This is a genomic window from Williamsia sp. R60 (assembly GCF_054063855.1).
On sequence record NZ_JBSSGR010000006.1, the window covers coordinates 96,911 to 120,568 of the forward strand.

General features: G+C 62.7%; 24 protein-coding genes and 2 pseudogenes. 11 read left to right on the forward strand and 15 right to left on the reverse strand.

Going from position 1 to position 23,658, the window contains the following annotated elements; all coding sequences use genetic code 11:
- Positions 1-332: 332 nt before the first annotated feature.
- Positions 333-992 (forward strand): DoxX family protein, encoded by a 660-nt coding sequence (locus tag ACVWY6_RS24025; RefSeq protein WP_008382215.1) that lies wholly within the window; start codon positions 333-335, stop codon positions 990-992.
- A gap of 195 nt (positions 993-1,187) precedes the next feature.
- Entirely contained in the window at positions 1,188-2,798 is a 1,611-nt protein-coding gene (locus ACVWY6_RS24030) for an AMP-binding protein (protein WP_008382214.1), read from the forward strand.
- A 64-nt stretch (positions 2,799-2,862) separates the two neighbouring features.
- Here ACVWY6_RS24030 and ACVWY6_RS24035 read toward each other — a convergent pair.
- The 5 genes and pseudogenes from ACVWY6_RS24035 to ACVWY6_RS24055 form a co-directional block, all read right to left on the reverse strand.
- Positions 2,863-3,108, reverse strand: a pseudogene (locus tag ACVWY6_RS24035) (DUF6461 domain-containing protein); the annotation flags it as partial.
- Positions 3,039-3,437, reverse strand: a complete 399-nt coding sequence (locus tag ACVWY6_RS24040) for a DUF6461 domain-containing protein (protein WP_008382211.1) — start codon at positions 3,435-3,437, stop codon at positions 3,039-3,041. The pseudogene ACVWY6_RS24035 and the gene ACVWY6_RS24040, both read right to left, overlap by 70 nt.
- A 65-nt stretch (positions 3,438-3,502) precedes the next feature.
- The gene (locus ACVWY6_RS24045; RefSeq protein WP_008382210.1) at positions 3,503-4,987 is read right to left on the reverse strand and encodes an adenylate/guanylate cyclase domain-containing protein; all 1,485 of its coding nucleotides are present in this window, start codon (positions 4,985-4,987) and stop codon (positions 3,503-3,505) included.
- Positions 4,988-5,091: 104 nt separating this feature from the next.
- Positions 5,092-5,613: a PaaI family thioesterase gene (locus ACVWY6_RS24050; RefSeq protein ID WP_008382209.1), complete on the reverse strand. Its 522-nt coding sequence runs from the start codon at positions 5,611-5,613 to the stop codon at positions 5,092-5,094.
- A complete protein-coding gene (locus ACVWY6_RS24055; RefSeq protein ID WP_009678398.1) occupies positions 5,610-7,211 on the reverse strand; it encodes an MFS transporter in 1,602 nt (533 codons plus the stop codon). Before ACVWY6_RS24055 ends, ACVWY6_RS24050 begins: the two co-directional genes overlap by 4 nt.
- 134 nt (positions 7,212-7,345) lie before the next feature.
- Here ACVWY6_RS24055 and ACVWY6_RS24060 point away from each other — a divergent pair, with 134 nt between their 5' ends.
- Positions 7,346-7,990 carry a TetR/AcrR family transcriptional regulator gene (locus ACVWY6_RS24060; RefSeq protein WP_030175337.1) on the forward strand — a complete coding sequence of 215 codons (645 nt, stop codon included), beginning with the start codon at positions 7,346-7,348 and terminating at the stop codon, positions 7,988-7,990.
- A gap of 25 nt (positions 7,991-8,015) precedes the next feature.
- On the opposite strand, the pseudogene ACVWY6_RS24065 reads toward ACVWY6_RS24060, so the two are convergent.
- A pseudogene (locus ACVWY6_RS24065) lies at positions 8,016-8,283 on the reverse strand (heat-shock protein HtpX); the annotation flags it as partial.
- A 728-nt stretch (positions 8,284-9,011) separates the two neighbouring features.
- Here ACVWY6_RS24065 and ACVWY6_RS24070 point away from each other — a divergent pair.
- From ACVWY6_RS24070 to ACVWY6_RS24085, 4 genes are all read left to right on the forward strand, one after another.
- A complete protein-coding gene (locus ACVWY6_RS24070) occupies positions 9,012-9,284 on the forward strand; it encodes a hypothetical protein (RefSeq protein ID WP_009678401.1) in 273 nt (90 codons plus the stop codon).
- Between the two features lie 34 nt (positions 9,285-9,318).
- Positions 9,319-9,954 (forward strand): DnaB-like helicase N-terminal domain-containing protein, encoded by a 636-nt coding sequence (locus ACVWY6_RS24075; RefSeq protein ID WP_009678402.1) that lies wholly within the window; start codon positions 9,319-9,321, stop codon positions 9,952-9,954.
- A complete protein-coding gene (locus ACVWY6_RS24080) occupies positions 9,951-10,160 on the forward strand; it encodes a hypothetical protein (RefSeq protein ID WP_009678403.1) in 210 nt (69 codons plus the stop codon). Before ACVWY6_RS24075 ends, ACVWY6_RS24080 begins: the two co-directional genes overlap by 4 nt.
- Positions 10,161-10,932: 772 nt before the next feature.
- Positions 10,933-11,391, forward strand: coding sequence for a hypothetical protein (locus ACVWY6_RS24085; RefSeq protein ID WP_156045774.1), 459 nt, complete (start codon positions 10,933-10,935; stop codon positions 11,389-11,391).
- Positions 11,392-11,420: 29 nt separating this feature from the next.
- Here ACVWY6_RS24085 and ACVWY6_RS24090 read toward each other — a convergent pair whose 3' ends face one another.
- The 3 genes from ACVWY6_RS24090 to ACVWY6_RS24100 are packed head-to-tail and all read right to left on the reverse strand — an operon-like array spanning position 11,421 to position 14,447.
- Positions 11,421-12,767: a cytochrome P450 gene (locus ACVWY6_RS24090; RefSeq protein ID WP_030175358.1), complete on the reverse strand. Its 1,347-nt coding sequence runs from the start codon at positions 12,765-12,767 to the stop codon at positions 11,421-11,423.
- Positions 12,768-12,773: 6 nt separating this feature from the next.
- Positions 12,774-13,928, reverse strand: coding sequence for a DUF6545 domain-containing protein (locus ACVWY6_RS24095; protein ID WP_030175359.1), 1,155 nt, complete (start codon positions 13,926-13,928; stop codon positions 12,774-12,776).
- The gene (locus tag ACVWY6_RS24100; protein WP_156045776.1) at positions 13,929-14,447 is read right to left on the reverse strand and encodes an ImmA/IrrE family metallo-endopeptidase; all 519 of its coding nucleotides are present in this window, start codon (positions 14,445-14,447) and stop codon (positions 13,929-13,931) included.
- A gap of 223 nt (positions 14,448-14,670) precedes the next feature.
- Between ACVWY6_RS24100 and ACVWY6_RS24105 the strand changes: the two genes are divergently transcribed.
- Positions 14,671-14,961, forward strand: coding sequence for a hypothetical protein (locus ACVWY6_RS24105; protein ID WP_156045777.1), 291 nt, complete (start codon positions 14,671-14,673; stop codon positions 14,959-14,961).
- Between the two features lie 2,104 nt (positions 14,962-17,065).
- On the opposite strand, the gene ACVWY6_RS24110 is transcribed toward ACVWY6_RS24105, so the two are convergent.
- The 3 genes from ACVWY6_RS24110 to ACVWY6_RS24120 are packed head-to-tail and all read right to left on the reverse strand — an operon-like array spanning position 17,066 to position 19,097.
- Positions 17,066-17,476, reverse strand: a complete 411-nt coding sequence (locus ACVWY6_RS24110) for a MaoC family dehydratase (RefSeq protein WP_030175367.1) — start codon at positions 17,474-17,476, stop codon at positions 17,066-17,068.
- Positions 17,473-17,868 (reverse strand): FAS1-like dehydratase domain-containing protein, encoded by a 396-nt coding sequence (locus ACVWY6_RS24115; RefSeq protein ID WP_156045779.1) that lies wholly within the window; start codon positions 17,866-17,868, stop codon positions 17,473-17,475. The genes ACVWY6_RS24110 and ACVWY6_RS24115 overlap by 4 nt, the downstream gene beginning before the upstream one ends.
- A gap of 47 nt (positions 17,869-17,915) precedes the next feature.
- On the reverse strand, positions 17,916-19,097 hold the full coding sequence (locus ACVWY6_RS24120) for a DUF3068 domain-containing protein (RefSeq protein WP_156045781.1): 1,182 nt from the start codon (positions 19,095-19,097) through the stop codon (positions 17,916-17,918).
- Positions 19,098-19,666: 569 nt separating this feature from the next.
- Here ACVWY6_RS24120 and ACVWY6_RS24125 point away from each other — a divergent pair.
- Both ACVWY6_RS24125 and ACVWY6_RS24130 read left to right on the forward strand, forming a co-directional pair.
- Positions 19,667-20,362 carry a nucleotide-binding protein gene (locus ACVWY6_RS24125; protein WP_030175377.1) on the forward strand — a complete coding sequence of 232 codons (696 nt, stop codon included), beginning with the start codon at positions 19,667-19,669 and terminating at the stop codon, positions 20,360-20,362.
- On the forward strand, positions 20,362-21,228 hold the full coding sequence (locus ACVWY6_RS24130) for a ParB/RepB/Spo0J family partition protein (protein WP_030175379.1): 867 nt from the start codon (positions 20,362-20,364) through the stop codon (positions 21,226-21,228). Before ACVWY6_RS24125 ends, ACVWY6_RS24130 begins: the two co-directional genes overlap by 1 nt.
- A 263-nt stretch (positions 21,229-21,491) precedes the next feature.
- Here the strand turns inward: ACVWY6_RS24130 and ACVWY6_RS24135 are convergent, their stop codons facing one another.
- Positions 21,492-21,749: a hypothetical protein gene (locus ACVWY6_RS24135; protein WP_156045783.1), complete on the reverse strand. Its 258-nt coding sequence runs from the start codon at positions 21,747-21,749 to the stop codon at positions 21,492-21,494.
- A 191-nt stretch (positions 21,750-21,940) separates the two neighbouring features.
- Here ACVWY6_RS24135 and ACVWY6_RS24140 point away from each other — a divergent pair, with 191 nt between their 5' ends.
- Positions 21,941-22,648: a DUF6461 domain-containing protein gene (locus ACVWY6_RS24140; protein ID WP_033336312.1), complete on the forward strand. Its 708-nt coding sequence runs from the start codon at positions 21,941-21,943 to the stop codon at positions 22,646-22,648.
- Here ACVWY6_RS24140 and ACVWY6_RS24145 read toward each other — a convergent pair.
- Entirely contained in the window at positions 22,645-23,031 is a 387-nt protein-coding gene (locus ACVWY6_RS24145) for an ATP dependent DNA ligase (protein ID WP_081907120.1), read from the reverse strand. The genes ACVWY6_RS24140 and ACVWY6_RS24145 overlap by 4 nt on opposite strands.
- A gap of 148 nt (positions 23,032-23,179) precedes the next feature.
- Entirely contained in the window at positions 23,180-23,446 is a 267-nt protein-coding gene (locus tag ACVWY6_RS24150; protein WP_023959022.1) for a metal-sensitive transcriptional regulator, read from the reverse strand.
- Positions 23,447-23,658 lie beyond the last annotated feature (212 nt).

The window sequence follows — 23,658 nt, forward strand, 5'->3', positions numbered from 1 at the left end:
AAATCGAGTGGAGGACCAGATACTGTAGGTATCTGATACTCAGGGTTTCGAGTACCTGATACCATAGTCCTGATGCGATCAACGAGGGTGACTTTGACGCCAATGGCGCTACTCCGCGGTTGGCCCCCGATTTTCGTGGCAATACCGGCAGCCACTAGTAAGTCGCCTAACCGACTGCCCAGTTTGGCACGGGGGCACTACCCACAAGATGGCCACCTATCACGCAGAGCTGGCCATCTGTGCGCAGCGAAAGTTAATTATTTGGGACAAGGTTTCGCGCATGACATTCGCGGAACACGTCCCTGTAACCAGTGTCCTGAGGAGGCCGTTTCATGCTCATCCGCCGCATTGCCCGTCCCATGCTCGCGACCGCGTTCATCGCCACCGGGATTAATGCGATCCGCCGCCCGGAACAGCTAGCCGAAACCACCCAGCCGTTTGTCGACAAAGCAAAAACCCAACTGCCCCTGCAGGCCGCGGATCTGATCCCGTCCGACGCGCAGGTGCTGGTCCGGATCAACGGCGCGATTCACATCATCGGTGGTCTGGCGCTGGCCACCGGCAAGTTCCCGCGGCTCGCCTCTCTGACCCTCGCAGGCGTCATCATTCCGACTACGCTGGCCGGAAACGGTTTCTGGAACGAGACCGATCTGGACGAGCGGGCCGAGCAGCAGGCCCATTTCATCAAGAACGTGGGACTCTTGGGCGGGCTGCTGATCACAACCGTCGACACCGAAGGGAAGCCTTCGCTGGCATGGCGCGGACGCAAGGCAGCAGCCATCGCGAGTGACAAGGTCACCGCGGTGCTGCCGTCGACCGCCGCCAGTGCGACAACGGCCGGTGTCCTGGCCGGTCGTGCGTCGCACATCGCCGAGGTCGTCACAGAACGCGCCGGCGAGCTCGCCGAGGTCGCTACTGAACGCACCGCGTCGCTGAGCAAAGCGGCTGCGGAAAAACAGGCCAAACTGGGCGAACGAGCCGGTAAGAAGTAGGCGAAGTTGGCGATGCAGCTGCCAAGCCGGAGGCCAACATTACCCATCGTCATAATTCTCACCGCTTCGTCCGCCGATTCTTGGCCAAATAGAACCGATAAGAAAACAGTCCCCGTTAGATATGCCCCTAAGTCGCAGACGCCGATAAACAGTATCGGCACTTGTTGTGTCAACAATGCCGGAGGCCGAAGAATCATGAGTTTCAAGAGTCCCTTTCCCCCTGTGGAGATCTCCGAGGATTCGATCTACGAGACGTTGTTCGGGTCGATCAGCGAGGAGGACCTGGATCGGACCGCGCTGATCGACGCCGGCGCCACCGAGGGCACCACCTACCGCGAGCTGATCGGCCGGATCAACGCCTTCGCCGGAGCCCTGGCGGCGCGTGGCATCGAGGTGGGCGACAAGGTTGCACTGCTGTCGCCGAACACCTCGGCGTTCGCGTTCGTGTTCCACGGCATCCTGCGTGCGGGCGCCACTGCAACCACCGTCAACGCGCTGTTCACCGCGCCCGAGATCGCCAAGCAGCTCACCGACTCGGGTGCCAAGATGCTCATCACGATCACCCAGCTCGGTGACCAGGCCAAGGCGGCAGCAGCGCAGGTCGGTCTGCCCGAGAGCGCGGTGATCTTGCTGAACGGGCCCGGAGAGGCCGAGAGCCCTCACCCGAACGCGCTCGATCTGCTGGGTGCCGGCCTTGCGGCACCGGACGTCAGCTTCGACCCGGCCACCCATCTTGCGGTCCTGCCGTACAGCTCGGGCACCACCGGCAACCCCAAGGGTGTGATGTTGACCCATCGCAACCTGGTCGCCAACGTGGCGCAGAGCCAGCCGCTGCTGAACATGTCCCACGACGACTCGGTCCTCGCGGTGCTGCCGTTCTTCCACATCTACGGGATGACGGTGCTGCTCAACCTCGCGCTGTACAACCGGGCGAGGCTCGTGGTGATGCCGCGTTTCGATCTGGTGCAGTTCCTCGAATCCATCCAGAACTACAAGTGCAGCTATGTGTTCATCGCGCCGCCCGTGGCGGTCGCGCTGGCCAAGCACCCGCTGATCGACGACTACGACCTGTCGTCGGTCAACACCATCATGTCGGGTGCCGCGCCACTGGACGAGGTGCTGGGCAATGCTGTCGCCAAGCGCCTGAACACCCGGGTCATCCAGGGCTACGGCATGAGCGAGCTGAGCCCGGTCAGCCACGCCATGCCCAGCAAACCCGGCGACGGCCCGGAGGCGCCGCTGTCGTCGTGCGGTTGGCCCATCCCGAACACGGTCAACAAGATCGTCGATCCGGCCACCGGCGACGAGATCGACATCCCGGCCGAAGGACTCAGCGAGCCGGGTGAGCTGTGGGTGGCGGGCCCGAACGTCATGGCGGGCTACCTGAACAACGACAAGGCCACCAAGGAGACCATCGACGACGACGGGTTCCTGCACACCGGCGACATGGCGCGGGTCGATGCGAACGGCTGCGTCTACATCGTCGACCGGCTCAAAGAACTCATCAAGTACAAGGGCTACCAGGTGCCGCCCGCCGAACTCGAGGCGTTGCTGCTCACCCACGACGATGTCGCGGACGTTGCGGTCATCGGCGTGATCGAGGCCGACACCGGCGAGGAGATCCCGAAGGCGTTTGTGGTCAAGCGTGAAGGCTCCGATCTCACCGGTGAGCAGGTGATCGAGTTCGTCGCCTCTCAGGTTGCTCCGCACAAGAAGGTCCGCGAGGTCGAGTTCATCGACGCCATCCCGAAGAGCGCGGCAGGCAAGATCCTCCGCAAGGACCTGCGTAGAGCCACGGGTGATTGATCGAGTGGTGGCGAGGTAATCGCACTCCTGGTCGCCGCACCATCAGAAACTGATCGCGAACGTGTCACACCAATGTCCGCCGAGCTATAACGACCGTGAAGATGGTGTCCCGCAACAGCTGCGGGGTCAGGCGCAGACCGGTCACGGTGTCGCAGAGAGCGAACGTCGCCTCGTGGCAGTGAAACTCAGTGCGCTTGGCCGACCCATCGGGCTCGAGTTCGAACCCGCCGATCTGACGCATCAGCGGCATGAGCTCATCGGGTGTCGAGCCGTTCCGCTCAGCGGCGAATAGCGTGTCGAACCATGTTCGGCTCTCGCCGTCGACCTACCGAAAGAAGTACGAGTTCTCGCTGCCGTGATGAACAACGATTTCCGGCCTGCCGAAAGTGGTTGCATCAGTTCCGGAGTCGCCCCGATATAGCCGTTGCTTTCGTACATAATTGTCCAGTCGCAGTGCTGGACGAGACCGGCCAGGAGATTGTCTGAACCGATCTCCTCCCACGACTCCAACGAGCGCAACAGGAGCGTTGCGAGGTCGCACTGGGCGGGTTGGCTGACCGTAGGCAGAGCGTCGATCCGCTCAGGCAGCGTCGCGTTGCTGATGACCGTCACACAGAATGCGTTGTTCAGCTCCGGCACCTTCTTGGTCTACGCATAGTCCCGGTATGTCACATCGCTCATGGCAGTCACCCTAGCTAGACGGGTCAAACCCAAGCCGCGGGCGGTGCAGTAGGCCGGCGCGATGCTTCCCAGGTTTGTGTCGGCAGGGTTCGTCCTTTGAGGGAGCAGTCGCCGTGTGGTGTCCAGTATTCGCGTTCGGGTTCGCTGGCGGCTCTGATGACGGCGTCGCTGGCGAGGATCCGTCCCGGCGTGTGTTTGGCGAGGTCGGTGAGGCGTGATGCCTCGTTGACCGCGTCGCCTATGACGGTGTATTCCAGGCGTTGGTCGGTGCCGAGGTTTCCGGCGAAGACGGGGCCGGTGGCGAGTCCGATCCCGATGTCGAGTTCCCCGTCGGCCAGGACGCGGTCGCGGATCTGCCGTGCGGCGTGGAGTGCGGAGTCAGCGGCATCGGCTCGGGCGACGGGCGCCCCGAAGATGCAGAGTGCGGCGTCTCCCTCGAATTTGTTGACCAGCCCGTGGTGGCTCTCGGTTGCCGCGATCACTTCTGCGAGGAGGCGGTTGAGCTTGTCGACGAATTCTTGCGGTGAGATCTGGTGGGCGAGTGCCGTCGAGTTGGTTACGTCGACGAACAGTGCTGTTATCTCCCGGATTTCGCCGGTCAGGTCGGCTCCTCGGTCGAGTGCGCGTTGCGCGACGTCTCTTCCGACGTGCCGTCCGAACAGGTCGCGCAGTCGGTCCTGCTCCTGGAGTCCGCGGACCATGTCGTTCACGGTGGATTGCAGTACCCCGATTTCGCTGCTGTCGTCGACGGGCACGCGCACGTCGAGCCGGCCCTGCCCGATGCGGCGGAGTGCACCGCGCATCTGGTGGATCGGTTGTGCGACGGCGCGGGCCAGCAGTGTTTCCGCGAGGGCCCCGGATACGAGTCCGAGGGCGGCGAGGTAGGTCGCGGCGCGGATGCGGTCGGGCGGTGCCGCATCGGGATAGTGCAGGAGCGCGATGGCCGCGGCCAATGGCAGCGCGGAGGTCAGCACCCAGGTCAAGATCAGCCGGGAGATGACTGACGTTCGTGGTGGCGCGTGTGGGGTGTCGACGGCCAGGATCGTGGCCATCACTGGACGGAGTGCACGTTCGACGAAGAGGTAGTTGTATCCGACGGTGGCAAGTCCGCCCAATGTCATGAGTAGGGTTCCGCCGAGGGCCTCCCAGACGGGCAGGAGCGCGAAGGCCGAGCCGGACATCGCGAGGATGCCCCCGGCCCACAGAGATCCGATGAGGACGGTGGACTCGGTGGGCAATCGCAGGGTGTGGCGGGCGTGGTCGGGTGTCGGCGCAGAGGAGGTGTCCAGCCACCCGAGGCTGCGTCGACGCAGGGCGAGGACGCCGCGAACTGCGACGAGCAGAGCCACGACCACATAGACCGCCAGGATCTGCAGAAGCGTTCCGAGCTGGGCACCGAATCGGTGCGGTGCGCCGCCCAGAACGATCAGCAGCGCGACGACGACGGCCCCGCCCACGCTCGAGCCCACGGTCAGCAGTGGTAGACCCCACTTCGTGCGTAACAGCACCGGAACTGGCTGGGCCGCATTGTGGGCTTCTGGTGGGTGTGGCCGCCCGGGGTGAGGACGGGCACTGGTGTGCCGCATTACCGATGCATCTTCTTTCGGTCGTGTCAGCGGTCCGGCGGGTGCGGTGACGGTCTGTCCGGCCCGTCATGGTCGAGCGCGGAGGTGAGGCGGTCGAGTAGGTCCTGGACGGCGCCGGGGGCGCCATGTTGGGCGAAGTGCTCGATCGACACGGCGATGAACACCGCGTGGGCGGTGAACAATGCGGTGCCGTCATCGGCGGTGGCGGTCGCCTTAAGGTGCAGTTTGCGGCCGTCGATCTCCCGGACGTGGGCGCTGATGCGCAGGGGCCGGTGCAGCGGGACGGGGGCGAGGTAGTCGACGGTGAGGCTCCGGGTCACTGCCGGGGTGCGGGCGATCCAGAGGCCGAAGCCGAACAGGTCGTCGCAGGCGGCGGCCACTGCCCCGCCGTGCGCGAGGCCGGGCGCACCGATGTGGCGTTCGTCGAACGTCACATCGGTGTAGACCTCGTCGCCGGAGCGGAACACCACCAGTTGCAGGCCGGCGAGATTGTCTGGCCCGCACCCCATGCAGGTCGGCGAGTGCGGCGGCAGCGGTAGCTGGGTCACGGGCGTTCCTTCTCGACGGTGCTGGCTAGCGGCGGGCGCGGGATCCGACTGCGCTGGGCCGGTTCAGCCGGGCTCCTCGATGCGCCTGCGTCCGGGGAAGCGCGGCCGGGCGCCCAGACCAGCAGGATCGCGGCACCCGCCGCCGCGATGAGTGCGAGGACGATCGCGGACTGCTCGACGCCGTGCAGGAACGCGGACTTGGCGAAGTCGGCGAGTTGCTGGCCGGCCGGTCCCGCCCGATCGGCGACCTCGAGGGCACCGGCGAGTGAGTCGGCGACCGGGCCCCGCGCCTCCGGTGGGAGCCGCGCGATCGCCGGGGCGATGTTGTGGCTGTACCCGGCGGCCAAGACACTGCCGGCGACCGCGATGCCGATCGCCGCGCCGATCTCGCGAGTGGCGTCGTTGACCGCCGCGGCGACCCCGTGCTTTTCGACCGCGGTGTCCGCGACGATAGCCGCCGTCGCCGGCGCCGCGGTCAGGCCCAGACCCGTGCTCATGATCAGCGTCGGCCACATCACGTCGACGTAGGTGGAGTCCAAATCCAGCCGGCTGATGAAGTAGAACCCCGCGGCGATGGCGAGCAGACCGGTCACCGTCATCAACCGCAACCCCAGCCGGGTCGTCATCCACGGTGCGACCGCCGACAAGAGCACCAACGGCACCATCATCGGCGCCAAGGCCAGCGCTGAACCCAACGGGCTGTATCCAAAGATCAACTGCAGGTATTGGACGAGGACCAGGAAGACACCGAACGTCACCAGGAACTGGATGGTGATGGAGAACGATCCGCTCCCGAAGCCCCGACGGGCGAAGAACCGCACATCGAGCAGCGGATGATCCGCCCGCAACTCCCACACTACGAACACCACTGTGGCCACCACCCCCAGCCCGAACCCGGCGACCACCACGGGATCCGACCAGCCGCGTACTGGGGCTTCGATGATGGCGAGCACCACTAGTCCGACCGCGAACACCACCGCGACCGATCCCATCACATCCATCAACGGCGGATTTTCCTGGCGGGATTCAGGAATGGTGAAGGCACACAACAGCAGAAACACCCCCACCGCGGTCAGGCCGACGAAGATCGACTGCCACGACCAGTAGTCGAGCAGCAGCCCCGACCCGAGAATCCCCAGCAGACCCCCGGACCCGGCGACCCCCGCCCAGATCCCGACCGCGCGTCCCCGCTGCTGCTCGGGGAATCCCGCAGTCAGGATCGACAGCGTGGACGGCATCATGAACGCCGCACCCACCCCGGCCGCGGCCCGCGCCGCGATCAACCACCACGGGGTCGATACCAACAGTGGCACCACCGAGGCCAGCGAAAACAGCGCCAACCCCACGATCAGCACCGCCCGCCGGCCGTAGCGGTCACCCAGGGCCCCGGCGGGCAACACCAGACACGCCAACACCAGCGTGTACCCGTCGACCACCCAGGTGAGCTGTGTTTGCGTCGCCCCGGTGGCTACCGCAATGTTCGGCAGCGCGGTGTACAGGGCCGCCATTGAGGCGACCACCAGGGCCACCGACAGGCACGAGACAACCAACGTCCACTTCTGCGCCCGCGACAGCAGCACTCGATTCTCGGCGGTCATGCACCCACCTCCACGTAACGCTACAGTTGGTAGCGGTTCACTACTATGAGTAGCACAATGTGGGGTGAGGAGATAGTGCCTGCACTGATCCGAGGGCACAATTACGAGTGCACAATTACGAGGTGGGCGAAAAGATGATCAACCAGAACACCGACGACGAGGACTGGCTCGTCGATCCCCGCAAGGCACGCTCACGCGCACGACTGCTCGATGCGGCGACGTCCCTGCTCTCGACCGGCGGCATCGAGGCCGTCACGGTCGACGCGGTCACCAAGGCGTCCAAAGTCGCGCGGACCACTCTCTACCGGCACTTCACTGACAGCACCCAGCTCCTGGCCGCGGCGTTCGAGCGTCTGCTGCCCCCGGTCACCGCGCCGCCGGCGTCCGGAACGATCCGTGAACAGTTGATCGAACTGCTGGACCGTCAGGCCAAGCTCATCGAGGAAGCCCCCGCCCAACTGACGATGCTCGGTTGGCTCGCCCTCGGGTCCGCCCAACCTGGCACGGCCGGGACGGCATCGCATCCCGAAGAGGACCGGAACCCAGTCAATTCTCTTCGCGCACGGGTGGTCAACCAATACCGCGAACCGTTCGACCGGATCCTGGGCAGCCCCGAAGCCCAGCAAGAACTCGGTCGCTTCGACACCAATCTCGCCCTGACCCAACTCGTCGGACCCATCGTCTTCACCCGACTCACCGCACTCCCACCGATCGGCCCGGCTGAACGCCAGCAACTCGTCGACGACTTCCTCGCTGCACGCTCCGCGCACGCGCGCTGACCGTGACCCCGCACTGATCTCTGCTTCAGCACCCGCCCGAGTCGGCGGGCTGGGGCGTCAACTCGGCGACCAGCGCTTCGACGCGGTTCTTGATCTCGTCGCGGATCGGGCCGAACCGCTTCGGCGCCTGGCCAACCGGGTCGTCAAGGACCCAATCCGGTAGCTCTTGCCGGAAAAGATGGGGGCAGCTGTCACCGCAGCCCATGGTGATCACCACATCGAGGCTTGCGCGGCATCGGAATTGATGCTGTCGGCGGGGGCGCTTCGGCGGAGCGGACCTCGATCGCATCGCCGGTATCGGATGTTCGGAGACGTCTCTGCGTTCTGCGCACTGGGACTGATCGCTCTCATCTGCTCGGAGTGGGTCTTCTTCGCTGGTCTATTTCGTGGTTCTCGGCGACCGCGAGACACTGCACGCCGCGTCGAGGCCTTGCTCAAGGCGCTCGCCGTGCCGCTGCGGGCCTGGCGCAGGAAGTAACACCCCGTTCCCTATGGGTACGGAAAACGTGATCTCGCCGTAAGGCGCCCGCCCACTCACCGGGTGCGCACCCTCCAGTCCCCGGGCGTTCTTTGCTAACCCCGTGGTCGAACCCGTTCGGCGCCCGGGGCTCTTTACGCCCAAAATCACTTCATAACAACGTGTTCGGCTGCGAATGCCGAAAATTGAGCCATTTGTTTCAGTGCTCCTTACGCAAAATCCACTGCGGGCGTGAAGCCCTCGATTAACCTTGGCTCAATCACACGAGACGGTGAGAATAGAAAGTGAAAACTATTGCAGGACAATGTATTTAACGCTATACTCGAGATAATGGGGATGGCACTGAAGAAGGGTTCGTCGAATAATGATGGTTCCAATATTGACCGTCCGCCAGCCGCCCGCACAGCGGCATGAAGAGCTGAAACCCAGTGAGCAGTTACAACGTCATAACCCCGGAAGGGAGTGCTGGGTGCCAGCGAGCTCCACAGCCTGACCGGCACCCACTCCCCTTCTCCTAAGCCTTCTTTGAACGGAGCCCACGCCATGACCACAGAGCGTCGAAGCACCTACGCCGACCGAGCAGCCCACTTCGAGGCCCTGGCTATCACCGCGCACGCCGCCGGCGACACCGATCAGGCCGCTCACCTCGAGGCAATGGCCCAACGGGCGCACAAAGCCCACGAGGACCGCGCGTGGGGGCACGCCGAGGGACTGATCTACGACCACGACGAATGCTGCATCGAATGCACCGAACACATCAGCGACCCCCACGGCCCTGGCTGCGTCTATGCCGACGCCGCCCACGCCACCGCCTGACCCGCGCGAACCAATGACTGACGAGGAGGACCCCATGACCATCACCGCCAGTGACATGGTTACCGACCCAGCGGCGACCGCCGGCGAGATGCCCGCAGACGACGAGGTCGTCCTGACCGTCGATCAGTTCCCCAGCCACCTCGGCGCCGACGTCACCACCGAAGACGCCATCACCACCAACGTCGAGGCCGCGTTCCTCACCGCACTGATGTGGGCACCAAAAGAGGTGGCCCAGCAAGTCCGTCAGATCATGACCGGACCCGACCGATGGAACCCGTTCTGGAGCCCCGCGCATGTCGAAATCTTCGACGCCGTGAGCAGTGTCCTGGACGAGGGTGGCCTGGCAACTCCGGTCCTGGTCCAGGCCCGCCTGTACGAGACCGGCCTCCTGGCCCGCGTCGAGCAGCACCTCCTGGCCATCCTGTCCCCCGCCCAGGGCCCGCTGATCGGTGGTGTGGAACTGCCGCACCTGGCCGCCAAAGTGATCGACCAGTGGTACCGCTGCGGCTACGCAGGCCTGCTGGCCCGCATGTCGCAGATCCGCGAAACCGTCAGCGTCGAGGAACTCGCCGGGCATTGGGAAAGCCTCACCGGCCACCAGCAGCGTGCCGAAGAACTGTGGCTGACCAAACGTGACCAGCTCGCCCGCCTGCACCAGGGCATCGCATGAGCACCGACTACATAAGCGGGGGTCCGGTGTTGCGGGCCGAGGATCTACACAAGATGGCCTGGCACATGCACCACGACGAAGGCATGAGCTGGGAACAGATCGCCGCCGAGCTCGAGGAACCCCTCGCCGCCGTCGAGCGGATGGCCGCCGCCTACGAACAACTCACCGACTCTGCGGCGGCTCAGGCCCAACACACCTTGTTCTAACCCGTAGAATTGCTCTAACGACCCGAGGAGCACTCGCGATGGCCACAACTACGACCCGAACCGAAGAGCAAATTGTTGCTGCGGTTGCTGCTGGGCACGAGATGGCCGGCATGCCCCTAACTGCTGCTGATGAAGCCGCTGTGCGCCGCGTTGTCCGGGGAGAAACTACCGGAGACCAAGAGGTCGCCACCTTGCTGGCGGAGCTCCGTAACCGCTAAATGCCGCCCAGTAGCGGTGAAGCCGGGCCGGTTCAGGAGAACCTTCCCCAACGCCCACTCAGCCTTCACTACCCTGATCGTGCGTATTGACCCCACCGACCGCTTGTGCGTCACAGGGTCAATCACCACCGGTGGTGTTGTCTCAGCCAGCGCACGCCCGCTGTGTATCTAACGGTGGCGACAGCAGGATGCGCAGAGCGCTTGCATGGGTGACCCCCGCAGTGGTGGTTGTCGAACTGTCTTTGGTGGCTGGTGGAGTGTTGAGTCCGGCGCGGGCGGTCTTGCTGTTCGTGCTCGCGGAAGCGGCAATCGCGGTCGTTGGGCTGACTGTGATTGTGGCAGCCGTGCACCACTATCGGAGCGCTGCAAGCACAGGGACCGGCAGTCGGTGGGAAGCAGCTCAGTCTGCGCTGCGATCAGTGCTCCCCCGGCGTGCCGCACAGGCGATTGGGATTGAAGCCAGAGCATGGTGGGCGTTAGCTCGCTGGCTGCGGCATCGCCGCCCGGGCCGCGGTGAGTTCTCCTACGGCCACGATCTTCGCCCGCTGCTCGCCATGGTCATCGGGCTGCTCGTCCTCGAAGGGATAGTCATCGAGCTTGTGGTGGCCGCCGTGTTCGGCCACGGCTGGTGGCTCTGGGTTCTGGCCGCAGTTCACCTGTACGCACTGTGCTGGATTCTGGGGATCCGCGCCTCGCTCAGTACTCTTCCCCACGAAGTGAATGCGCGCTTCATCGTGTTGCGGGACAGCATCTTCGCCGAGTACTGGCTGCCCCTTGATCAGGTAAGCCGAGCCAGGATCGCCACCACGCACAACACCGGCCGGTCCGGCTTGATCATAGATACGCACACCAGCGTGGGCAGACTGTGTCACGGCGAGGGCACCGTGTCCATCGAGTTCAATGACCCCGTACCGATGGCTGGCGCATACACGCGACGACTAGCTATCTCCGTCGACAAGCGTGCTGACTTCGTCGCTACAGTTCAGGCGTTTCAGACCAACACAGGGGGCTGAATCCATATGTCCCCGTTCACCCCCGGGTGTTACCGGGGTGCGAAGGTCAGGCGCAGGTTGTTGGGTCGAAGAGTGAGATTCTCCTCGACATCCAGTGTGCGGGTGTCGGCCTTGAGGTCGAACGCTTGCACGAGGTCTGAGAGCACGACTGTTGCCTCATGAAGCGCAAACTGCCGGCCGATGCAGGCGCGAGGGCCGGTGCCGAAGGGTTTGTACGACGTGGGTACCCGGTCGTGCAGAAAGCGCTCAGGACGGAACTCGTCTGCGTCTGCTCCCCAGACGTCTCGGTCCCGGTGCACTGCGAGCAGCAGGATGAAGATCCACTCCCCTTTCGTGAAGGTGTAGTCCCCTAGCGTCGTGTCGGTTCGGGCGGCACGGAAGAAGCCCGGCGCGGTGGGCCAGAGGCGCAGCGACTCTGAGATCACAGCGCGAGTGAAACGGAGTTTCGGTACCTCGTCAAAGGCCAACTCTCTGCCGCCGGTGATTGATTGTCGCTCCTCCCGCATCCGGCGGGCAGCGTCGGGATAGGTTGCCAGGAAGTGCGTAGCGAAAGCCAACAGATTGCCGGTGGTCTCGTGACCGGCAACGAGGAAGGTCAACATCTGGTGGCGAATGTTTTCGTCGTCGAGCTTGGTCTCCTCTGAGGTGGGGTGAAGCATCAGATCGAGTAGATCGTCGGTGCGAAGTCCAGATCGCCGCCGATCTTCAAGGACTTGGTTGACTGTTCCAAGAATCAAATCGGTGTCGGCTTTGGCCTGTTGCCGGCGCTTGCGGCCGGTGATCGAACCGATGACGGGGATCGTTGACTCCTGAGTAAACGCCAGCGTCCGGGTCAGCGCGTCAATGAACGCTTTTCGGCGGGCATCGCCGTCAGCACTGCCGAACCCGAAGCTGTGCCCAAAGCCGCATCGCCCAATCACTTCGAGGGCGACGCTGCTCGAGGTCTCCGCGAATGACGCTTGGTCTGGAACGCGCAAGAGTTCCTCACGCAAACTTTGGGACACCTCGACCATGGCGGGGTGATACGACCGCATGGAGTCTTTCGAGAACCCGCTGACAAGGGCTGCATGACCGTTGATCCATGCACTTGAGTCATTTGGTGCGGTGAAGAGCCCATCGCCGGCAACCGAGCGCAAGGCGGCGATAGGACGCCCGATGAACCGTTCCCACTTAGCCTCGTCTAACGCTTGTTCCATGAGGTTGGCCGAACCAACGAAGGTGAGATCGATCCCACCGATGATCGATCGTCGGTAGATGGGACCCAGTTGCGAAAACTGCCATAGTGTCTTCTGGTTTGGCCGTTCACGGTCCATACCTAGGATGTCGCCAAGTAGGGGAACTCGTTTAGGCGGGTGCGGAATAACGTTCGTGGACAATTGAACTCACTTCTCCATTTTCACTGTGTGATGACTGCCCGTTGTAGCAGCAGTGTTGATGTCGCTCCATGCAGCCGCGAGAGCTAGCACCTGGTCTGAGGAGCTGAGCCAACTTGGCGGACGGGTCGAGATGGGCGGAGTGCCTTTCTCGTACTCCGCCAGCGCTGTCATGAGCATCTTCGCGCGACCCTGAGGGTCGCCAGGCCATTCCGTGTCCGGGGGCAGGTGGTAATTGAGGACTCCGATGCAGTCTTCGATCTCAACGCGCATCCTGTGCTCGAGTCCTGACGCGGCTCCGAGGCCGTGGGTCTGTGGGAGCCGATACTGGGGCAGCGTGTTAGTGAGCGCAGACCACATCGGGCCCAGCACCTTAACGGCGACCGCGGCCGAGTCACGACCACGGTGGATTCGTATAGACGTGAAGATTGAAGGGAATGCGAGGACTGCGAGAGCTGCCATTACCGGCAGAAAGAACAGGTCGTTGGATTCGGCGCGTGCATCCGTTAAGCCGTTGTGGACGCCGAACGACAGGAACCACCCGACGGCCATTCGCGAGAGATGGTCGAAGGTACTGGTGGCCGCGGCTAGGAAAACCACGACACCTAAGAACACTCGTGCGCTCGTTGATCGTTCACGGATCAGACCCGCCGAGATTGCAAGTATGAGTATCTCCGCGACAGGCGTTGGGACGCTGTAGATCGTCATGTAGAGGCCGGTTCGCCAGTTCTCCAACTCTTCGACGGCCACGCCCTGGTCCCGAGCTGGCAGACTGACGAGGAAGAGCGCTAGGCCACAGCTGATTGTGATTGCAGCGAGTGCTGGCAGCAGCCCTTTCGGGGGCCGGCGTACCTCACGCCAGTACAGACCGAGCATGAGTATCGCTGCCGCCGCTGCGATCGCGGCAGTGTGTGTCATCACCCGGATATCGCTGAGCTCCAAGCCAAGCTTGAATAACGGACTATGGACCCATGGTTCGCGCAGTAGAGCCACCACAATCAACCAGAATGCAAACCACGCGATCGCCTTGTCGACGGATCGTTTGTCAACCAGGACGATGGAGCGCAAGCCGAGAATCCCTATGACCCAGACAAATAGCGGTGCGGTCACATACCAAGGCAGCGATGTGGTGGCTTGCTGCTCGAGGAAATCGCTGGCGGGCATCTAGTTTCGGAAGATAGAGGCAGCACGGTGAAACCTACCGCCGCTCTCGTCGAGCGCCTCGCCACAGCTCTGCATCGCGAGCATGGTTCCCAGAAGTTCTGCGTCTCGCTCACTAGCGTTGGTGAATCCGTCACGTCTGCGCAGAATCGACTGGATGCTTGCCGGGTCTAGCCCGTACGTCAGAGCCGAAGGTTCGAGGCGGTAGCCTTCTTCGCCTACGTGATCACACAGCACATGCCCGCACTCGTGAAAGATCTGTTGACGCTGGTGGAACAGACTGCGCTGCGCGTCGTAGAAGATGAACATCTCACGGTTTTTGTTGCGGATCGCCAACGTGCCGCACCCCGAGGCTGCGTGGTCAATAAGGTTCCCCCAAGGCTGGAGCCGAATCTCCACGTTTTTGTAGTCTTCCAGCCACCGCAAGAATTCTTGAGTAGTCCACGGCGGGTTGAGTGGGACGTCTTTCAAAATGGCAGCAAGCTTCGGCTCCAAACGGCCGCCCCCGGCCAAGCTGGACACCTGACGCCCTATCGCTCGCAGTACCACGAGCACCCCCTGCTCTTCGCTTGTCGCCCGTAACGCTAGCCGATGAAATTTTCGGCTCACCCGCCCACTTCGGACAGCCGTGCCAGCGTTGTAAACAATTTGGATAGTCGCTGGATAGTTTACGTACACCTGCACTGATACGCTGCTTAGCGTGTCGCTCCCCACGATTCGCATTGCGTACCCACAAAATGGACCCATGGCCGGACGCCCACGTAAAGACCCCTCAGGTCAAGACCTCGTTCCTTTCCGGATGAGATCTCCCGTTCTCATCAAGGAGGTCGCGAAGCGAAAGGCCAAGGCGAAGGGAACGAACCTCACGGAGTACGTGCTGGGTCTCATCCTTGCCGACAATCCCGAACTCGCTGAGCTGATGGCCCTGCAAAAGTGCGACTCTGAGAAGGCCATCGCCTTGCTCGAACAGCTGCAGCTCGATCCGGTGCAGCTCGACATGCTCCAGGAGGTGCTACCGCTCCGAAAAACGGCGTGAGCCAGCAATTTCATAAGCGGAGAGCCCTAGAAACGAAGAATCCCCCGGCTGGCACCGAGGGATCTTCTTAAAGTTTTAGGACCGAGTTACCAGCTCGATCCGAGGCGCTCACCGCACCAACTCCCCGAAGGGACTGTCTTGGCTGACAGGTCTCAGGGTACAGCGCACCCTTTGGTGTCTGCAATCCCTGCACATCACGTGTCGGACACGGGTTTGTCCGAACAATCGCCGCCTACACGGTGGGCTGAGTTGTACCGGTTGATTGTTGACCCGACCGCGCACGGCCGCGCCCTGGAACCGACTGACGCAGCTAACGAAGCGGCCTCGGTTCGTATCGGCAATCCGGTGGCATTGATCGCTGAGGCCGAGCACGCGGGAGCGGGTAAAGCGATCTGGGCTGTTGTTGCCCCGCTGCGTCCCGACTTTCTGACCATCGACATAGATCAGTGCGCTGACCAGGTTCTTCCGCTGATTTTGGAAGCTGGTGAAGAAGTCGGCGCGGCGATAGTGCACCTCGCAGCGTCTGGCACGCCAAACTCTCGGCACCTTTCGTTTGTGTGCCCCAGCTCGGCCGCCCGCGTGTTCTTGCGGGCGTGCGTGGAGAACATTCGGCGCTGGGCCAGGCTAGAGACCCATCAGGCAGTGGACGTACTGAGTGATCGTCGGGTGCTGCGTTTACCTGGCTCCATCAGTTTGAAGGGTGGTCACTTCTGCCGGCCGGTCGACGAGGCGGGTCGGCAGATCACAGCCGTGGAGGCAGTGCGTCGAGCGGCACTCGCCCTGTCGACCACACCATCGGCCGTGTCACCGCAACCAGTAGCTCAACCCGTTGCAGCTCCGGCTTCTGGCCGCGTTGTCGTAGACCCCACGCTGACCGAATCGTTTGAGCCAGCCGAGGAAGCGCCGCGCGCATGGCGTCGGCGCAAACGGCTGTCAGACCAAGAGTGGCGATTAATGATGTCTACGCCAGTCGCGCCACACCGTTCTGACCAGGCTCTAAAGGCTGGGTGGGTGCTGTGGCGCAACGGCGTCCGTTCCTGGGCACAGGCCAAATGGTGGTACACGAACTGCCCTGTCTTCACGAAGTTCGCCGCACGCGATATTCGCCGCCCGTCCGACCAACCAGGCCCTAGTGAGTGCCAGAAACACTGGCAGTCTCTCGTGGCCAGAGCGCGATCCCACCGCCCCGTGTTGACCGTTGCTGAGCAGGACGTCGTTACCCAGGTGCGCGAAGAGATCGCAACGTGGTCTGACTCCCCGGACCTCGCCGTAGGCGTACTCGCTGTACTCAAACACCGGTTCACAGACGGCCACGGCCTCGAGAATCGCCCGATAAGCGTCCGGTGCCTGGCGATGTGGCTCAACGTCCATATCGACCGTGCTGCCGCAATCAGATCCAACCTGATCGCGCGAGGGGTGCTACGAGAAGTCAGGGCGCATTCGCAGGGACCAGCGCGTGAGGCCACCCTGTTTTCACTAGCAGTTCCCCCCACTTCTAACCGGTCAAATCCCGTACATGACGTCACAGCCCCCCGTCCTCACCTCCCCCTCACGACCGGACAACCGCTCTCCCCCACCTGGGGAGTTCTCAGCCACAGCGCCTGGCTACTCCACAGCAGCCTGACCGACACACCCCAGGACACCCCGGCTCTGGCTCAGACAGCCGGCCTCCCCGCCGGCAGCTCTCGCTACGGCTGCGGTCGGCTACTACGCGCCCTGGAGCAACACGGGCTCGCGCAACGGATAGGGGCTGGACGCGGCACGAGGTGGGTGCGCGGGCCCGCCACGGTCGACGAGGCGGCCGAGCTGTGCGGCGCAACTGCGCGGTTACGTGCTCTGCGGATACGCATTAACGCGGAGCGGTCCGCTTGGCATGCGGAAAGCCGCTCTGAGCAGCTGAAAGCAGTACTGCGACTGCGCCGATTGCGCGATCGGACGAGAAGAATCAGCGGCTCTGGTCCGTCTCAGCTTGACCTAGCAGCACTGGATAGCAGCTGGGATGACACCAGAGGTTGGGAAACTAAAACGGCCGTTCGTCGGCGGCCGGTGCGATCGCGTGAAGAGATCCGTCGTCGGCCGCCGCCACGAGCTCGCTGACGGGTGGCTAGGCCCTAATGAAGACCCGGAACGGGCGGAGGACTGTTGTGCCACTCGCAACGAGTTCGACTTTGACATCGATACGAACTTCGCCGTCATTCACCGCGCCAACGACCCCCTTAACGGTCAGCTCGACGGCAGTAGCCGGCGGTACGAAAACCGGCTTAATGAATCGTGTTTCGTACCGCAGGAATCGCTCGGAGGCATCTCCGAGCCAGGTCATAACGTGGCCCAGTGCGATGCCTACGGTCAACATGCCGTGAGCGACGGGGGCTTCTAGGCCCAGGAGCCTGGCTGCTTCGGGATCGACGTGAATGGCGTTGTCGTCTTTCGCAGCGCTGGCGTACGCGCGGACACGTTGCTGATCAATGGTCTCGGTGGCTTCGAAGAGCTGAGTACCGACCTCTAGCGTGTTCATTCGGCAGGCTCCAGTGTTTCGTACGCCAAGGTCGACTTGACTCGGGCGATCTCAGCTCCGTCCGGTGCGGTCAGGATTCCGAGGGTGTCGAACTGAGTGACCGATGAACGTTGGCGGACACCAGTTACGTCGAGTCGTGTTCGGACCACGTCCCCGACTCTCAGGAGCCGACTGTAAGTGACGGACTCGGAGGTGTGCACGGCTGCGGGCACTGAGTCGAAGACGCCGCTCTCGATCAGCATTCGTACTGCTGGTTCCAGCACAGCGTTCACGAAAGTTGGCGGGGCATAGTCCCCAACAGGATGCCCGACGACCTCGCTGAAGGCCCTGACTTCGGCGTCGGTCACTTCATACGGTTCAGCCGGGCTGAAGCTCATTCCCTCTTCAATCACGCCAGTACAGTACCGATCCCATGAACGAGCGGCACTACGGCAGCTAGCTAGGAGCGCCTACGGGCACCGCGGAAGGTGAGAACAGCCCCGACTCCCGCTAGAGCCGCGCCAGCAATCCCTGCCGTCCACGGAACTATGACATTTCCAATTCGCAGTTGATCGATGTATTCGCCAGCCCTGCTCGTCTGTTGCTCAACGGTGCTGTCAGTCCACGCCATAGTCGTGTTCAACGCGTCCACACGAAAGTCCCGAATCGGTTGAGCGAGCGATGGATCCTCCCACCCAGGCGACTTGAAGTACTGGTGCTGGACTTCACTCCCGTAGAGCACCGTCCCGGTCTGAGGCTCGATCCACACGCGCCGTATGGCTTTGCCATAGCGGTGCATGAGCACCTTCTCTTCGGGATCGACTCCTGGTGCCGCTATCCCCCACCATCTCGCCGGCATCTCGATTGATGATCCGAGCGCTGGGAAGCCGCTGGGCGTATCTAGCTGCGTCTGATCTACTTCCGGTACCTCGGACACGAACTCGAGTGCGTCGAGGCCGTTAATAGTGGTCTCCCCCACGAATCGAGCAGGCTGATCCGACCTTGAGTTGACGTCGTAGTAGGGGTACGTGCCGCCTGGCTTGATATCGAAACCGAAGTGGTACTGGAAGCCATCTCGAGGCGCTTCAACGAATGTGTCGGCAGAGTCCATTGCCCGCACTCCAGTTGGCAGGGAGACCGTATGCAGCTGGTAGAGCTTGTCATTCGGCGTGCTCGTTCGGCGGTCGAGCGAGACTATGTCAACCGATGACGCGAGTAGGCCATCACCACACGGCCGTTTGGAATCCTGTTCGCGGACATCAAGGGCGACGACCTCATCGCCCTCCTGTATCCGGTCGATGATCACCGTCTGAGCAGATTGCAGCGTGACCTGGTCTTGGTCTGAGGGGTCAATAGCAACAGTCCTGCGCTGCTGGGTCAGGTGCGCGTCGAAGACCCGCAGTTTGGGCTCATTGACAGAGCAGCGGTCAAACACCCTGGCGGGCAGTGCATCATCGGGGGTAAGACCAGCCGGTTCAGAGACGGCCACTGTCGTGATGTCCAGATCTAGCGGGACAACTTTCAGCCTTGGCACCAAAGCTAATGGGACGACGACAGCGACCGTCAACAGGAACATGCCAACGAAGAGCATCCCTGGTCCGATGATGTCCGATGTGCTCTGGTTCCCCCGAATTTTGATCACAAAGTAACCGCAACCTGGCCCCTTACTGCCCGCACCACCAGCTGCCCGGCGTCGCGCCGGGCTCGGCAAGCCTGTGCGCGCCCTGCGTCTTTACCGCGGTAAAGACGCAGCGGTCAAGGTCGCCGCTCAGCGATCCAGGCATCAACTGTCTCCGACAACCATCCGCGACTTTTACCTACCTGGGCATCCTCGCGAGGCAGGAGGCCCTTTCTCAGATACCCCTTCATCGTGTTATGGCTCAGGTTGGCGCGATCCGCGAACTCCCCTAGCGACAGATACCTCATCACGGAGGGATCGTACTGCCGGAGTGTTTACCGCGGTAAAGAGCGACGAACACTTATGATTCAGGTGCGACGCGCCGCGTTGGCAGTTGGAGATAGACCCCATTGGGTCTATCGTGCAATGTGTCGTCGACACGGTCTGTGTCTTTACCGCGGTAAAGACAATCTCTTTACCGCGGTAAAGATGCCATCACGACCAGTTGGTAGCTGGTCCCCGTTCGATGACGCCCATCTACAAGTATCAAGTCCGAAGTAGCCGCCAAGCGGTGAAGCACACGGAGGTTGAAAATGTCGGTCCATGTAGTGATGAACCAGAAGGGCGGAGTGGGAAAATCCACTCTCGCAATGAATCTGGCGGCCGTGAAAGCGGACGTAATGACGACCCCAGGGTCCAACGACGGCGTTTCGCCGGTCTTGGCAGTATCGATTGACCCCCAAGGGTCGGCGGTTTGGTGGGCGGAGCGCGTCAGCGAACTCCCCTTCCGCATCGCCCAGGCGCATGACAACGCAGATATTCTCCGTGGCCTCAGGGACCTGCCCGGGGTCGAGCACGTGGTCGTGGACACTCCGGGTTGGATCGGCGATACCCCCGGAAGTACCGAGAACGGCGCCTCAGGAGCTGCGCTTGACGCGGTATTGTCCTCCGCTGACCTAGTTATCGTCCCGATCATTCCTGAGCCGCTAGCCTTCGATCCCACGGCCAGAACGATTCTGAAAGTCCTTCAGCCAAGGGGTATCCCGTTCATTGTCGTCATCAATGACTGGGATCCGCGCGACAGCAGGATTGATCTTGAGCAGACGCAGGCGTTCGTCAAATCCCAAGGGTGGCCGTTGGCAAACACGGTGGTGCGTCACTACAAAGTGCACTCTCGGGCCGCAGCAGAAGGCAAGGTCGTCACCGAGTACGCGGCAAATCGAGTGGGCTTACAGGCTCGCGAAGACTTTCAGCGCCTGTGCTTGGAACTTGAAGTAGGGACTCGGTGATGGCGCGCAAGGGAGGGCGAGTCGACCTTGCAAGCTTGGCAACCTCAGTTGGGGATAGATCCCCTGTTGATGTCACTGTTGCCGCGCCTGATGGACTCTTTCGTGCGAATGTTCCACTGACACAGCTGGTAGCGAACCCGCGAAATCCCAGGTCGGCCATTCGTAATCTCGATGACCTGGAGTCGATTAAGTTCCGTCAGCTCCAGCCTGGAACTGTTGTCAGTCGGGCAGCCTGGCTGGCCTTGTGGCCTGAGGATGAGCAGGGCCTCGATCAAGCACAGTGGGTGGTGGTCAACGGGTGTCGCCGGCTGGCTGCTGCGCACAAGTTCGGCCGCGAGGGCTTAGATGTCGTGATTCGCGACAGCCTCGCAGCTGACCGGGAAACGATCCTGTGGGCTGCGGTCGTGGAAAACATCGACCGCGAAGACTTCGACGTACTCGAAGAGGCACATGCAGTCGAGCTGATGGTCACTGAGCTCGGGGGAGCAGGTATTGCCGCCAAGCGGCTCGGCAGGAGCGAAGGCTGGGTCTCACAACGCCGTGCTCTACTCAAGCTCGCGCCCGAACTCCAAAAGTCGTTGCGGGCCGGCGAACTCGCGTTACGAGATGCCCGGTCGCTGGCCACCGTGCCACAGGCAGAACAAGTGGCCGCCTGGCAGGCCGCCCAAGAGCGTGAATCACAACAGAAAAGTGACGAGGGGGGCAAGCCCACGCCAGCACCTGCCGAACCGCCCTCCCCGAAAGCTGCTGTTCGTGCGCTTCGGCGACTACGCACAGACCCTGCGACGCTAGCGACAGCAGTTCGTGATGTCTTTACAGACGAGCAGATCGAAGAGTTGGTTTCGGCCCTGTCACATGACGAATGAACGGTAAAACGGCTGGTGCGTCTTTACCGCGGTAAAGACGCACCAGCACGTTGTGTCTTTACCGCGGCAAAGACACGGTAGGCAGGGTCATGCGGGTCACACGATAACCGTCAACCCCGGACCGAACCGCTCCTGGGCGGCGACGATCGCTGCCTGCGCGGTCGAGTGGCCGGAAGGGGACCGCTCGGCAGGGCTATCTGCCTCGGCCGACACCGACTCCCACGACCACGTCCGGGAATCTCGGTCAAGCCGCACAACAACTCTCATAGGTGGGTAGTACCCATTCGAGGAAGACTGATCGCTTCGGCTGGTACCCACAGACACGCAGCCACGGTGACGGCGGCATTGGTGCTCGCGATGTCGACCTGCACGACACCCATCCACACGCCGCGAGAGGACAGCGCCCACGCCAGCTGCTCGCCAGGCTGGTAGTGCTCGATTCTGAGCCCGTACGCGCGCTCCGTCAGGGTGACCGGTCGGGCGCCCACCATCGGAAAAGCCCAGCCTAGCGCCGCAATCATGTCAACCATGACTCTTCGCGGGGGAAAGAAGACCCGGACCGTTGGCCCCGCCCCTCGCATATCGAACATGTTTTCGATATTATCGTATGAGGCGCGGGCCGATGGGGCGTGAAAACCCGGGAAGCGTCGGCCTGCGCCTGGCCTACTGCACAGCCCGCGACGTGGGTTTTGACCTGTCTAGGGTGACTGTCATGGGCGATGCGACATACCGGGACTATGCGTGGACGAAAAAGGTGCCGGAGCTGAACAACGCATTCTGTGTGACGTTCATCCGCAACGCGACGGTGCCGGAGGTGATCGACGCTCTGCCTACAGTCGGCCAACCCGCTCAGTGTGACTTTGCCACGCTCCTATTACGGTCGTTGGAGTCGTGGGAGGAGATCGGTTCAGACAATCTCCTGGTCGGTCTCGTCCAGCACGGAGACTGGGTCATCATGTACGAAAACAACGGCTTCATCGGGGCGACTCCGCAACTGGTGCAGCCGCTTTCGGTCGGCCGAGACATTGTTGTCCACCACGGCAGTGAGAAGTCGTTCTTCTTTCGGTACGTCGACGGTGAGAGCCGAACGTGGTTTGAAACCCTGTTCGCCGCCGATCGGAAAGGGTCGACACCTGATGAGCTTGTGCCGCTGATGCGTCAGGTCGGCGGGTTCGACCTGGAGCCCGACGAGTCGGTCAGGATCACTGAGTTTCACCACCAAGAGGCCACGTTCGCTCTCTGCGAGAGCCTGACTGGTCTGCGCCTGACCCCACAGCTGTTGCGCGCCGCCACCTTCACGGTCGTCGAGGTCGTCACCAGGCCAGGCACGCCCGCGGCCGCCGACCGTCGGTCAGCGGAAGAAGATCAGACGCATGGGATCCGGGATTGGGCCCGCAGGCAGGGCCACAACCTCCCCTAGTGGTCGCCGGGCCACCCGACCGTGGACGCGGGTATGTCGCGCAGTCCTTTCCAGCTGGGATGACGAAGGCGGCCGGTGAACTCTCGGTACTCGATATCCCCGACGTAGACGGCGCTGACCCACCGCATCAATGAACTGGCATCGGCCGCGAGCGGTTGGGTGAATGGTGGGGTCGGTTGCTCGATCGCCTCGAGCTGCACACGCAGAACGCGCCGGTCTTTGGCGCTGAAACCGGCACCCACATGCCCGATGTAGCACAAGTCGCCGGCCGAGTTGTGCGCGCCGAGTACCAGCGCCCGAAGCCCCCCGCGCGGACCGGGATCCCACCCGCACACCACCACCGAGGTTGACCTGCGCAGTGGCGATTTGATCCTTGACTGCACTAGTCAAGGGGCGAGGCTCAACCTCCGATTATGGTTAGGCGGACGATGCGCCCAGGAGCTCCTTGGTTCTGTCGCCACATTGTTGGCGGCGGGCCGACGAGGACTTCGCCGAGTCCGTGAAGCCGCTGTGCGTGGACGGCCCGGGTCGTCAGGCTAGAGCGAGGAACAGTTTCTCCAACTCGGCTTCGGTTAAGGGCGCCTGGTCACCGTCGGCGCCGTTGATGCATTGGCGCATGCCCGAGGCAACGATCTTGAAGCCGGCTCGGTCGAGCGCGCGTGACACTGCAGCCAATTGGGTGACGACATCTTTGCAGTCGCGACCTGCTTCGATCATCGCGATCACCCCGGAGAGTTGTCCCTGCGCCCGGCGGAGTCGGTTCAGTACAGCCGCCATTGATTCTTCGTCACCGGTCACCGGTCATGCCTCTCTGTTTGTGTAACGACTGCCAGGGTACCCCAGGGGGTATAGCTGCGCGGTTCGGTCGGGGGTTGACCCGACGATACCCCCAGGGGTATGTTCGGGACTTGCATATATACCCCAGGGGGTATCTAGTCGACATCTGGAGAGAAGGTTCGTTGCCATGCCCGACATCTCGACCGCCGATCAACAGCCCAGTTCGCCACCGA